Genomic DNA, 13,026 nt, shown 5'->3' with positions numbered 1-13,026 from the left:
GGGGCGATTTCGCTCTTAAGTACCACAAAAAGTGCGCTGCACAACTTCATTTGCTGCCGGTGGCAGGGCATAGCGTGAGTCCTGTGGCTCAAACTCAAAGGGCTTAGCTAGGCGCTCTACCAGTCGGTGAAATGGTTTAAAGTCATTGTCGAAGGTGGCGCTGTTGATTAGTTCTTCTACCAGATGGTTGCGCGGAATATAGACCGGGTTGGCTCGGTACATGCTCTGCTGGCGCTCAGCTGCCCCACACTTGTCCAGCTCGCAGCGCGCCTGCCAGCGCTGTAGCCAGGGCAAAAAGCTGGCGGGTAGGGTGAATAGCTCTGACACCTTAGAGGATGTGCTTTGCGGGGCTGCGAGATCCGCCAGGTGGCGGAAGAATAGGGTGAAATCTACGCCATGCTTGCTCATCAGCTCAAACAAATCTGCCACCAGCTGTTGGTCTTCGGGGCGGGTTTCACTGAGCCCCAGCTTTTTTTGGAGTCCGGCAAGGTGGGCTGCTTGGAAGTGCTCGGGAAAGGTGTCGACAGCGGCCTGTGCCAACTCGACCGCTTGATCCTGATTGTCGTGCAGCAGTGGTAGCAGGCACTGTGCCAGTACGGCTAGGTTCCAGTGGGCGATGGCGGGCTGCTGGTGATAAGCATAGCGGCCATGATGATCAATGGAGCTAAACACAGTTTCTGGGTTAAAGCTGTCCATAAACGCGCAGGGTCCATAATCGATGGTCTCCCCGCAGAGCAGCATGTTATCGGTATTCATCACGCCGTGAATAAAGCCCAGTAACTGCCAGCTCGAGATCAGTCTCGCCTGTCGCTCAATCACGCCTTCTAAGAGTGCCAGTGCCGGATTGTCGCTGTGCAGGCGATCGGGATAGTGCCGCTCGAGCGTATAGCGGGTCAGGGTTTCCAATGCCTGATAATCCTTGCGGGCGGCAAAATATTCAAAGCTGCCGATGCGGATGTGGCTACTGGCCACTCGGGTCAGAATGGCGCCAGGCAGGGGGCTGTCACGCATTACTGTGTCGCCACTGGCCACAGCTGCCAGTGCCCGACTCGTGGGCACGCCCAGAGTGTGCATGGCCTCGCTGATCAAATACTCCCGCAACACTGGGCCCAGCGGTGAGCGGCCGTCGCCACCTCGGGAGTAGGGGGTGGGGCCAGAGCCCTTGAGTTGGATGTCGAAGCGCCGCCCTTCGCTGCTGAGCATTTCTCCCAGTAGGATGGCGCGACCGTCGCCCAGTTGTGGATTGAAGTGACCAAATTGGTGGCCGGCATAGACCGCCGCTATGGGCTCTGCTCCCTCGGGTACTCGGTTTCCCGCTAGTATCGCTAGCGCCTCATCTGAGGCCAGCCAGTTCGGATCAATACCCAGTTCTGTGGCCAGCGCCTCGTTAACTCGAATTAACGAAGGCTTAGTGACTGCTGTTGGGGACAGTGAGCTAAAAAATACATTGGGCAGGTGAGCGTAACTGTTATTAAAAACTAGTTTTGAGCTTAAGCTGGTGCTGGGCATGAGAACTCGCCTCGGGCAGGACCCGACAATATCAAGGGTTGGATTGAGTCGCACTGTAGCATCCGGCAAAGCCCCATAACAGCAGAGCGACTCATGGCCGCCTTCTAAGTGGCCTACTAATAGCTCGTTAGCTGTTCTGGTCATGCCTAGCTGCTTGTTCTAGACTCGGAGACAAATAATAGTTTAGTGAGGGCCTAAGATGACTACGGCTACATGGGATGTACTGATCACCGGTGCTTTGGTGTTTGATGGCAGCGGCGAGGCGCCACGGAAGGAAGATATAGCCATTGCTGAGGGCAAGATTGCGGCCCGGGGCTTGGACTTGCCGCAGGCTGCGGCCAAAGAGGTGATTGACGGCAGCGGCCAGTGGCTGATGCCGGGTCTCTTAGATATCCATACTCACTTAGATCTGGAAGTCGATTTAGATCCGCGTTTACCTGAAGTGGTACGCCACGGTACCACCACAGTGCTGTTTGGCAACTGCAGTCTGGGCACCTGTTTTGGGCGGCAAATAGAGGGCGAGCAAAATCCTATTGTCGACTGTTTCACCCGCGTAGAGAACATTCCCAAAGCCGTGCTAGAAAAATGTGTCGATGCCATTGATTGGGATAACACGGCCGATTATATGAAGCACTTTGACAAGCTAGCCCTGGGGCCAAACGTGGCTAGTTTTGTACCTCATTCGATGCTGCGGATTGAGGCCATGGGCTTGCAGGATAGTATCTCTCGAGAGCCAACTGAAGCAGAGCTCTCGCATATGGAGTCGCTACTGGAAAGTGCTATGCAGCAGGGTTATTTGGGGCTGTCGACTGACGGCCTGCCATTCCACTATTTAGCCAACGCGCCTAATACGGATAAGCGCATTCCTACACAGTTTGCGACATTTTCTGAGATGAAGCGCTTGCTTGCTGTGGTGCGCCGCCACGACCGAGTTTGGCAAACCACGCCGATTTTGGACAACCGCTTGAAAGCCTTGGGCTACTTTATGCTGTCTAGCGGCCGCTTATTTGGCAAGCGCTTGAAAACTTCGGCCCTGTCGGTCATGGAGTTTGCCCTAGCGCCTAGGGTCCCCCATGCCTTCCTGCGCTTTGCGTCCTTGCTGAATAGTCGTTTATTTAATGGCCAGATACATTTTCAAGCGCTGGGCACCAATTTTCGGGTGTGGTCAGATGGCATTGTAAGTCCTTTATTTGAAGAGCTAGACAGCGCCTGTCGGGTGATTGCCAAAGAGTACGATGATGTTGAGGGGCGCTTGGCTCTGCTCAATGACCCCCAGTTTGTCGAGGACTTCCGCCGTGACTGGCACCACGGGCGCCGGGGGCGCAATCTGGCCCACCTAATGGCTCGCATCGGTATGCCAGATAACTTAGTGGTGCGTGACCTCGCCCTGATGATTTTTGATGGTGCGCCGGTAGCTGAGTGGGAGGGCGAAAGTTTGCAGCAGGTCTTCGAGCGATTGCTGCGATTCCAGCGCGGCAAGGCTGGCGAGGCTCGCTCAGAGCAGGAGCGTATCGCTTTTGAAGGCTTTAGCGCCCCGATAACAGATGACGCTGATTTTATGCTGGGCTTACTGCGCCAATATGACAAGAAGTTCCGCTTCTGGGTGGATGTCAGTAATGTCGGCAACCGCGCGACCTTGGGGTTTCTCATGCATCCCCACGCATTGCCCGGCTTTAATGACTCCGGCGCACACATTACTAACATGGCCTTTTTCGATGCCAACTTGATGTCACTCAAGCTGGCTCAGCAACAAGACATGGCCACCGTGAGCAAGATGGTCAAGCGCCTAACCCGTGAACCTGCTGCTTTCTTTGGTTTGGACGTGGGCAGTATTGAGCTCGGTGCCCAGGCAGATATCACGATGATAGATCCGCAAGCCCTTGCGGCTTGGGATAGCAATGACCATCGCAAGCTCGAGTACCGTGAGCTATTTGAGCACGATCAGATGGTGAACCGCTCCGACGGTGTGGTGACTCAAGTTCTGATTCGCGGTGAGTTAGTTTGGGATGGCAGTGACTTTACTGCCGCTTTGGGATCCCGACCACTAGGCAGAGCCTTACATGCGGCTTGAGTGTTTTGATAGTGCCTTATATCAAGGCGCTTGCACGTAGCCGAGCAAGAGCTTTAGCAGCTCTTTACGAAAGCTGGCAGAGCTTAACAACTCGGGCCGATCGCGCAGGGTAATATGTAGATTGCCCTGCAGACTTTGCCTTAGGAGTAATCCGCGAAGCTCGGCCTGCTCGCTCGGTGGGCAGCTCCTTTGCAGGAGTTGATCTAGCCATTCCTCCCAGGAGGGGTTGCTCTGGCTTTGGGTGAGCTCGTTCACGCGCTGGTGGATATCAAAACTGTGCTGATACTTCAGAAAAAAGTTCGGGTCTAAGCTCTGCAGCGCTAACAGCTGTTCACACTCTAAGTCGATGATAGCAGTGAGAGTGGCTTCGAGTGATTCCTCCGCCAGTGCCTGTATTTCCAAGAAACGCTGTGCCGCACGATCGGCCATCTCCGTTAGCAGCTCTTCGTAGACATCGCTCAGGATGGCCTCTTTGTTTGGAAAGTACTGATACACCGAGGCGATGTTCACCCCCGCGACATCGGCGATTCTCTCGGTGGTCAGTTTGTCCGCACCTTCGCTGTTCAGGATATTTAGGCAGGCTTGTTGGATGGCTTGTACGGCCATAACTGAGCGGCTTTGCTTGGGGCGCTTGCGCGCTCTAGGGGGTTGATGTTTTGGCATTCTTGGACTGCTTTAAAATGTAAGGTCTTAGAGTGATACTTTATAAATCATATAAAAATCAAAGGCTTGCCTACTTGTTTTGGGTGGCTAAATGCCAGTTGCGGGCCCGCGCCTAGCACCCTAGGCTGATGGTCTGTGTTATTAGCTAGGAGTGCAAGCGGTGTATTTTGATTGGGTTTATTATGGGCGGGTATTGCGCCATGTTTGGTCTTTGCGCGATTGGCCTGGCCGCCCTCGTATGTTGTTTCGCTTGCTATTGCTAGTGCCTCTGGCAACCCTATTTCACAGCCTGTGTTTTTTATTGGACTATGTCCTGTTTCCCAGTCTGTGGCGGCAAAAAGTGCAGCGCCCAGTATTTATTATTGGCCATGCACGCAGTGGTACCACGCTGGCGCACCGTTTGCTGGCCGCCGATGGCGATACTTTCAGTTATTTCTTGTATTGGGAGCTACTGTTTCCCTCCCTGCTACAAAAAAAGGTCATTCGTGGGCTTGGGTACTTTGATGCGCGCTGCTTGGGCGGAGCAATTAAACAGCGCCTGCGGGAGTGGGACGATAAAACCTTCGGCAAGTTCCGCCATATTCACGATATGAGTTTGTGGAACGCTGAAGAAGATCAGTTTGTGATGCGCGCTGCCTTTGTGACTCAGCAGTGGGCTTTGGACGTGCCAATGATGGATAAGATCGATTTGTTTCATGTCGATCAAATGTCAGCTAAAAAGCGTCGCCGTTGGTTACACCACTATCGTGAGTGTGTGAAACGTCAATTGCTGCTAAATGGCGGCGATCGTATTCATTTGAGTAAGAATCCGCTGATGTGTGGCTGGGTTAGCGCCTTGATTGAAACCTTCCCCGACGCTCGCTTTGTGGTGCTGATGCGCGATCCGCATCAGTGTATTCCGAGCACACTGCGACTGCTCGAAATCACCTGGAAGGGACGCGGCTGGAAGCCCGAGCAATATGCCGCTTCTTTGCGGGTGATGACGGATATTTCCTTTGAGTCTTTCCGCCATCCCGCTGCGGTGCTGGCGGCCCATCCCAACACAGCGCAAATTTTTGTCGACTACCGCGACATCACTACGCAGCCACGAGCAACGCTGCAAAAGGTTTACCAAGAGTTGTCGCTGCCTATGACCGACGAATTTGACCACTGGCTCAAGCAGCAGGAAGAGCGCGAGCGTGGCCACAAAACAAGCTTTGAGTATACGATTGATGATTACGAGTTATCACCGGAGCGAATCGAAGCCGAGTTGCCTGAGCTGTTTGATCAATACGGCTGGCCGCGACGCACTCAATCTATAAGCGACAACGAGCAAGGAGATAAGAAATGAAACAATTGCAGGGTAAATCGGCACTGATTACTGGCGCTAGTCGCGGCATTGGGCTAGCCATTGCGAAGCGCTTTGTCGCCGAAGGCGCGAACGTGGCCCTGTGTGCGTCGCGTCTCGGGGCGCATGGCAAACTGCCAGGGACGCTGGAAGGCGCGGTAGAGGAGTTGAGCGCCGGTGGCGCCAAGGTTGTCGCACTGGTCTGTGACCTCAGTGATCCAGAGGCCCGCGCCGATTTAGTAGCGCGCGCTGAGCAAGCCCTGGGGCCTTTATCAATACTGGTTAACAACGCTGCCGGCGCCAAGATGGGTTTACCCAGTAAGGTGACAGCAGCGCAGCGTACTTGGATGTACGAATTAAACTTGAATGCGCCGATCGATCTGGCTCAGCAAGCTCTAGCGGGCATGCGCGCCAGAGGAGAGGGTTGGATTCTTAACATTAGCTCTTCTACCTGTGAACAACCACAGGTGCCTTATCGCGATTCGGCGATGGCGGCGCATGCTATCGCGGCTTATGGTGCGACTAAAGCGGCTTTAAATCGCTATACCCTCGGCTTGGCTCACGAAGTGGCGGGGGAGGGGGTCTATGTGAATACCCTCGCGCCAGAGAGCATCGTATTAACGCCAGGGGCAGCCCATGTGCGAGATATTGCCGAGCGCAATCCTGACATGGCGGAACCATTAGAAGTTATGGCAGAGGCCGCACTGCAACTGTGCTCGGGGCAACTCTTAGGCCAAGTGGCTTACAGTCGCCGCTTGTTGCACTCCCTTGGCGCCAAGGTTTACAGCCTCGATGGACAGCGTGTCTTAGGTGATGCTTTTTTAGCAGCGCAACTTGATGAGCAGACGGGGGGTGAGTAAGGATGAATGATGCGCAGCAGAGCAAGGAGCTTTTACGACAGGCTTGGGATGACTTGATCAGTGAGTTACAGGCTGCCCGAGATGCTATTGATCACCCAGAGTTCTTTCCACCGCAAGCAGAGGACCGCACGCTGGCCGAAGGTTATCGCTATCTGGCTGGTTTTATCCATCATGCGGTAGAGCGCAGCTTTCATGAGGACCCCGACTTTCCGGCCTTTCGCAATGCCTTGTCGGTTTACAATAAATCGACCATCGACAATTCAGATGCGATTTACTTTTATGCTCCCATCGATGGCCGTAAGTACTACCGAGTGCACGCCACCCTGCCCGATACTCGCCACTGGCGCGGCGAAGCGCGAGTGGAGTCGGGCCCTCTCGCGCCGCAGTATGTGATTTTTGAAACTCAGAGCGGACAGCTTGCCGGGGACTCGGGTGACCTGCGTGAGCTGACGCCGGGTACTCGGACCGGTTTTGGAACCCTGGATTCATCACAAATTCTGGTCGCTGATGATGGCGCTTTTGAGTTGCTGCTTGGGCCGGAAAAGCCAGAGGGTTACGAGGGCAACTTTATCTGCACCCGCAAGCCACCACCTCGGGCTAAGCCTGATGGTGAGGAGCGTTTCGCTACTTATATCAGCGGCCGTCAATTGTTTTACGACTGGCAACGCGAGCAGGCAATTCAGTTCAATATCACAGCGCTGGACACCGAGGGCAGCCAGCCACAGCCCTTAAGTAGCGCGCGCACTGCCGAACAGTTGCGTCGGCTCGGTGGCATTGTGCGGGGGCAAATGCACTTTTGGCTGGCCTTCTATGACCGCGTGCTGAACTGTAATGGCAGCCATGGCGGGCCCGAGGATGGGCGTTATTTCATGCCGGTAAACGGCTATAACAAACCCAATGGGGCTTCTGGTGATACCGGCGGCGGTATGAGTACTAATATTTACGCCGGCGGCATCTTTGATCTTGAACAAGATGAGGCGCTTTACATCGAGGCGACATACAGCGGTGAGCCGGTCTATACCAGTTTGCACTTGGGCAATCTGTGGGGCGAGTCACCCGACTATGCTAATCACCAGAGCAGTCTGAATGGCTTTCAAATGCACATGGCAGCAGATGGGGTGCAGCGCTGGGTGGTAGCTCACCGCGATCCTGGAGTGCCTAACTGGATTGATACTACCGGGCTTAAAAAAGGCTACTTGTCCAATCGCTGGGCTTATTCTGTACTGCCGCCAGAACAGGATTGGCCGACAATTTCGGCGCGTAAAGTGAGCTTTGCTGAAATTAGGGATTGTTTCCCAGCCGATACGCCTGTGGTCACTGCCGAGCAGCGGAGCCGCGACATTGCACTGCGCCAGCAGCATGTACAGCGCCGCTACCGTGTCTTTTAAGGGGCTTTGCTCACATTAATGCAGATCAGCACTGGCAGTCCACTTGGCCGGTGCTGAAACGGCGAAGTGCTGAGCTTGTGCTAGCATCAATACAGATTGCAAGGAAGTCTCACCCCAAGCCCGCAGAGTTCTGCAGGAGGCAAAAGTGACCAAAGCATCTGATCTACTTGTTAGGGCCCTAGAACAAGAAGGCGTGAACTATGTCTTTGGTATACCCGGGGAGGAAAACTTAGATTTTTTAGACTCCTTGTCGCGCTCCCAAAAGATTCAGTTAATACTGACCCGCCATGAGCAGGCCGCGGGCTTTATGGCGGCGACTTATGGCCGCCTGACGGGTAAGGCCGGGGTTTGTATGGCGACCTTGGGGCCGGGGGCGACGAACTTAACCACTGCTGCGGCCTACGCTCAACTTGGCGGCATGCCGATGCTGATGATCACCGGTCAGAAGCCGATCAAGAGCTCTAAGCAGGGGCGCTTTCAGATTCTCGACGTTGTGGAGATGATGCGCCCGATCACCAAGTATGCTCAGCAGATAGTCTCTGGTGACAATATTCCCAGCCGCGTGCGCGAGGCCCTGCGTTTGGCAGAAGAAGAGAAGCCCGGCGCCGTGCATTTGGAGCTGCCAGAGGATATCGCCGCCGAGGAGACCCAGCAGTATCCAGTTCAGCCCTCGATGGTGCGGCGAGCGGTGGCAGAAGAGAAAGCTGTGCGGATTGCTGTAGAGCGTATCGCCACTGCGCGCTCACCGATCTTAGTCATTGGTGCTGGCGCCAATCGCAAACTCACCAGCAAGGTGCTCACTCAGTTAGTGGATGATTTTGCTATCCCCTTTGCGACTACGCAGCTTGGTAAAGGCGTGATCGATGAGCGCCACCCTCTGTTTATGGGGTGCACTGCTTTGTCGGCGGGTGACTTTGTTCATCGGGCAATTGAAGCGGCAGACCTGATTATTAATGTAGGGCACGATGTCATCGAGAAACCGCCTTTCTTTATGCGTCACGGGCAGAGGGAGGATGCCAGTGAAGATGATCCCAACAACCCAGTGGAGGTCCCCGAAGGTACGCAGGTGATTCATATTTCCTTTCGCAGCGCCGAAGTGGATCCGGTGTACTTCCCTCAACTGGAAGTGATCGGCGATATCGCCAACGCTATCTGGCAGATTAAAAGCGGTTTGGCCGAGGGGCCGCGTCCCAATTGGGACTTTGCCCGCATGAAAGCAGTGAAGAAGCATCACGATGCCAATATTGCCAAGGGCGAGGACGACCAACGATTTCCTATATACCCTCAATATTTAGTCGCCCAAGTACGGCGGGTAATGCCTGATGACGGTATTATTTGCCTCGATAATGGGATCTACAAAATCTGGTTTGCACGTAATTACAGTGCTCACAGCTCTAACACTGTGCTGCTGGATAATGCTTTGGCCAGTATGGGGGCTGGCTTGCCCTCAGCGATGGCTGCGCACTTGGTTTATCCCGAGCGCAAAGTGATGGCTATTTGTGGGGATGGTGGCTTTATGATGAATAGTCAGGAGCTGGAAACCGCAGTGCGACTCAAGATGAACCTGAGCTGCCTAATCCTCAATGACTCTTCCTATGGCATGATTCGCTGGAAACAGGCCAACATGGGTTTTGCTGACTGGGGTTTACAATACGGCAACCCAGACTTTGTTAAATATGCCGAGTCCTATGGTGCTCAGGGGCACCGTATCACAAGTAGCGCTCAGCTCGGGCCTTTACTAGAACAGTGCCTGAACAGCGAGGGCGTGCATTTAATCGATTGTCCGGTGGATTACTCGGAGAACGATCAGATACTCAATTACAGTATCAAGCAGCTGAGCGCAGCGATTTAAGCGGCGCTCAGAGTCAGTCTAGAGAGATAAGCCAGTCGTTTAATCCTGTTTGCGGAGCCTGTCGAGCAGGCGACCAGCTTCTTGGCCTAACTTACGTTTGACTTCATTTTTGGCCAGCTCCTCCAGTATTTCGCCACTGTCAACGGAGCACCACTTACTCGGCTTTCCACCGAGTTCTCCTTCACACTCCAGCGGCCAGTCGATGGCTGTGTAGCGTTGATGGATACGGCAGGCAGGATCCAGCTCTGAAAGACCTTCAGCGATACGCGCCTTGAACTTAGCGTCAAATTTGAGGCTCTTTAGGTCGAGATCGCCGGTACCGTTGAGTGCAAGGTGTTGTAGCTCCCCACGTAAGGGAGCGAGGCGAGCTTTGCCCTCCTCAACCTTAATATCTACAGTCAGTGCTTCAAAAGCGCTGTCAGTGGCTAGTTCGCTGCTGAGTGACTCGCGGTTGGCCAGAGCCACGGTTTCACAGAGCATTTTTTCAATGCCTATATCTTTCAGCACTAAGTCGCTGGTGTGCATACTAAGGGGGCCATTGAGCTTATCGCGCAGGGCATTGCTGGTGGTACCGGCGCTGGCAAACTGCCAGTTCATTGAGACTTTGCCCGTGGCAAGAGGCTCAGCCTCTAGAGCCTGCAATAATTGCGCAATATCGACCCCAGTGATGCTGCCCTGGGTATTGAGTTTGGCCCTGTTATGCTTGGCATTGAAAGTGGCCTCTAATGCCAGCTCGCCGCCGTAAAGCTGGCCGCTGAGCCGATTGATTTTGACTACGCCCTCAGAGACTCGCAGCTGGCTGTTTAAATTGTCAATTTCGTAGCCATCGATAATAGCTTTATCGATGCGCAGCTGGGCGCGGCTATCGATTGAGCGCAGGCCCGCTAGCGGCAGGGGGGCATCGCCATCTCGGGCGTCTTTGTCACTTTGTTTTGGATCTTTGCTGTTTGGGCCTGCTAGGGCAAACAGGGAGGGATTAAGCTGGTTGAAGTGCAGGTTGGCATCAATCTGAGGGCTGCTAAAGCTAGCGTAGCGTAAAGTACCACTGCCATGAGCTTGACCAATATCCACTTGCATGGCTAAGTCGGCGGTCATTTGCTCAAGACTCGCATCACCCGTCGCGCTGAGCCTGATCGGCTCTGCGCTAGCTCCGCTAATGACAGCTGAGAGTGAGCTCAGTGCCAACTGCTGGCCTTCGCTATCTACAGTAAAGCTACTTTCAAGCTCCACTTTAACAGGCTCGCTGTCACCCGCACCGAGGATTGATAGTGACAGGCTGAGCGGAACTTCCTCGCCATCGAGATTCAGATGCTTGGCCTTGAGGGCCTTAATGTCGATTACCGTGGGTGCTGCAGGGCCCTTGGCAAGTAACACCACTCGCGAGTTAGTGATAGAGAGACGGTCTACTTCAAGTGCCATGGGCAAAGCCAGAGCTGCACTCGCACCGCGCTTAGTGCCAGCTTCGCTGAGTGCTTTGCGACGGGCGGCGTAGAACATGTCTAACTCCGCGTCACTCATGTCACTGGTGTCGATTTCTGGCCGCTTAGGTGCCGGCGGCACATTCACTAATAAGCCCTTGATGGCTAAGCCTTCAATTTCAACACTGCCAGAGAATAGGGGCATCAGTTGTACGGCAATATCGAGTGAGCGTGCGCTGAGGTCTGGCTGACCTTCGCCGGCTAAGCTCAGCTCGGCCTCGTTTAGCTGCATAGCTATCCGCGGAAACAGACTGAGTTTGGCTTCGCCACCGACGGTGAGTGTGGCCCCTGTTTGCTTTTCTAGGGCCTCTGCTGCAATGGCCAGTAGTTTGTCTTCGTCCAAAAACAAAGGAATGATAAATGCTGCAGCAAGGATCAGCAGGATGGGGGTGATGATCAAGTACAGCAACACGCGCAGCATAAAAACTCCTCGGCTAGGGCTTGTTAATAGGGCTATCTTAACAGACTATTTTTCGCGAAAACGCTTGCCGACAATTACTCTTGGTAGGCTCGAGCAACTTCCGCTGCAATAAGCTCTACTCCCAGTTTAACGCGCTCGGCATCTTGGGCGTAAGAAACCCGGATGCACTCGTGTTTATGCTGCCAGTCATCGCCGAGACCGACGAAAAAATTATGCCCAGGCACCACTAATACGCCGCGTTGCTTAAGTCGCTCGTAGAGCTCCTGGCTGCTAATGGGTAAGTCTTTGAACCACAGCCAGAGGAAAATAGCGCCCTCGGGCTTGTGGATGCGGTAGGGCAAATCACCCATGGCGGCCCGGAACCACTCGAGTGTTTGCTGTGCCCGGTCGCGGTAAAAAGGCATGATGTGATTGCGCGACAAGCTCAGCAGTTCACCGCTGCTACACAGTGCTCCCGCCAAGGCCGGGCCCATGGTGCCACTGGCTAGGCTGAGCACTGTATTGGCGTTAGTAAAGGCGTGGATAAACTCTTCGCTAGCTACCACAATGCCAGTGCGAGCTCCGGGCAAGCCGAGCTTGGAGAGGCTCAATACAAGCACGGTATTCTCATTCCAGTGTGGGCTGGCGGGTTCGAATAAAATACTGGGGAAGGGCAGGCCGTAGGCACCATCGATAATCAATGGGATATCGCGCTGACGCGCGATTTGGTCGAGGTGGCTGATTTCCTCGTCGGTCAGTACATTGCCGGTTGGGTTGCTGGGACGGGAGACGCATAGCGCTGCCGTGCTGTCGGAGAGTGACAGCCCCGAAAAATCCACGCGGTATTTGAATAGCTGATCATCGAGCAGTTCGATATCGGGCTGGGTCGCGGTAAACAAAGGCTCACTAAGGCCGGTATCAGCGTAGCCTATGTACTCAGGTGCGAGTGGCAGATGGATACAGCGCTGGCTACCGTCTGACATTTGACCAGCTAACATATTGAACAGCACAAAAAATGCGGACTGACTGCCATTGCTGACTGCGATATTGGCGCCAGTCACCGCCCAGCCTAGCTCTTTGTTGAGTAAAGCAGCTAGTTGCTCACGAAATGCCCGCTCCCCTTGGGGCGACTGATAGATGCCAAACAGGCTGTGACGTTGCTGTGGGTCAGCCATAATGATTTCCAGGCGCTGCTGGAAGACGGCCTCAACTTCAGGCAGGCGGCCAGGATTGCCACCGCCCATGAAAATCATGTCGGGGTTGTCGCTCAATGCACTACTCAAATCGTCCATTAACTGAACGACACCTGAGTCGCCGGCGAACTTTTCGCCAAATGCTGACAACTTCACAGAAAACACCTCATCCCGTCTTAAGAAAATAAGCGCCTATTATAAGACAGAGCTGGCTGCAGGTGTTGCGCTGTGGGGGTCTGGGAGCAGATTAAGTGCAAAGAAACTTAATTACCCCCAGTGGCGAGG

At 54.2% G+C, this 13,026-nt stretch carries 9 protein-coding genes; 5 read left to right on the top strand and 4 right to left on the bottom strand.

The window, feature by feature from the left end; genetic code table 11:
* Positions 1 to 15: 15 nt before the first annotated feature.
* Positions 16 to 1,653 (bottom strand): protein adenylyltransferase SelO, encoded by a 1,638-nt coding sequence (locus tag H2508_RS09920; protein ID WP_235965169.1) that lies wholly within the window; start codon positions 1,651 to 1,653, stop codon positions 16 to 18.
* A gap of 55 nt (positions 1,654 to 1,708) precedes the next feature.
* Between H2508_RS09920 and H2508_RS09915 the strand changes: the two genes are divergently transcribed.
* Complete coding sequence (locus tag H2508_RS09915) at positions 1,709 to 3,580, top strand: N-acyl-D-amino-acid deacylase family protein (protein ID WP_182172614.1); 1,872 nt, start codon at positions 1,709 to 1,711, stop codon at positions 3,578 to 3,580.
* Between the two features lie 21 nt (positions 3,581 to 3,601).
* Here the strand turns inward: H2508_RS09915 and H2508_RS09910 are convergent, their stop codons facing one another.
* On the bottom strand, positions 3,602 to 4,243 hold the full coding sequence (locus H2508_RS09910; protein ID WP_182172611.1) for a TetR/AcrR family transcriptional regulator: 642 nt from the start codon (positions 4,241 to 4,243) through the stop codon (positions 3,602 to 3,604).
* Positions 4,244 to 4,403: 160 nt separating this feature from the next.
* On the opposite strand from H2508_RS09910, the gene H2508_RS09905 reads away from it, so the two are divergent.
* The 4 genes from H2508_RS09905 to H2508_RS09890 all read left to right on the top strand — a co-directional run bounded on the left by H2508_RS09905 (position 4,404) and on the right by H2508_RS09890 (position 9,670).
* Complete coding sequence (locus H2508_RS09905) at positions 4,404 to 5,573, top strand: sulfotransferase family protein (protein WP_182172608.1); 1,170 nt, start codon at positions 4,404 to 4,406, stop codon at positions 5,571 to 5,573.
* The gene (locus H2508_RS09900; protein ID WP_182172605.1) at positions 5,570 to 6,430 is read left to right on the top strand and encodes an SDR family NAD(P)-dependent oxidoreductase; all 861 of its coding nucleotides are present in this window, start codon (positions 5,570 to 5,572) and stop codon (positions 6,428 to 6,430) included. The genes H2508_RS09905 and H2508_RS09900 overlap by 4 nt, the downstream gene beginning before the upstream one ends.
* 2 nt (positions 6,431 to 6,432) lie before the next feature.
* Entirely contained in the window at positions 6,433 to 7,818 is a 1,386-nt protein-coding gene (locus H2508_RS09895; RefSeq protein ID WP_182172602.1) for a hypothetical protein, read from the top strand.
* 145 nt (positions 7,819 to 7,963) lie between these two features.
* The gene (locus tag H2508_RS09890) at positions 7,964 to 9,670 is read left to right on the top strand and encodes an acetolactate synthase large subunit (RefSeq protein WP_182172599.1); all 1,707 of its coding nucleotides are present in this window, start codon (positions 7,964 to 7,966) and stop codon (positions 9,668 to 9,670) included.
* A gap of 39 nt (positions 9,671 to 9,709) precedes the next feature.
* Here the strand turns inward: H2508_RS09890 and H2508_RS09885 are convergent, their stop codons facing one another.
* Together H2508_RS09885 and H2508_RS09880 are read right to left on the bottom strand one after the other, a co-directional pair.
* Positions 9,710 to 11,569 (bottom strand): AsmA family protein, encoded by a 1,860-nt coding sequence (locus tag H2508_RS09885; protein WP_182172596.1) that lies wholly within the window; start codon positions 11,567 to 11,569, stop codon positions 9,710 to 9,712.
* A 74-nt stretch (positions 11,570 to 11,643) separates the two neighbouring features.
* Positions 11,644 to 12,897 carry a valine--pyruvate transaminase gene (locus H2508_RS09880; protein ID WP_182172593.1) on the bottom strand — a complete coding sequence of 418 codons (1,254 nt, stop codon included), beginning with the start codon at positions 12,895 to 12,897 and terminating at the stop codon, positions 11,644 to 11,646.
* Positions 12,898 to 13,026 lie beyond the last annotated feature (129 nt).

The organism is Sediminihaliea albiluteola (genome assembly GCF_014077625.1).
GTDB lineage: Bacteria > Pseudomonadota > Gammaproteobacteria > Pseudomonadales > Halieaceae > Sediminihaliea > Sediminihaliea albiluteola.
This window is presented reverse-complemented; position numbering and strand designations above follow the sequence as displayed.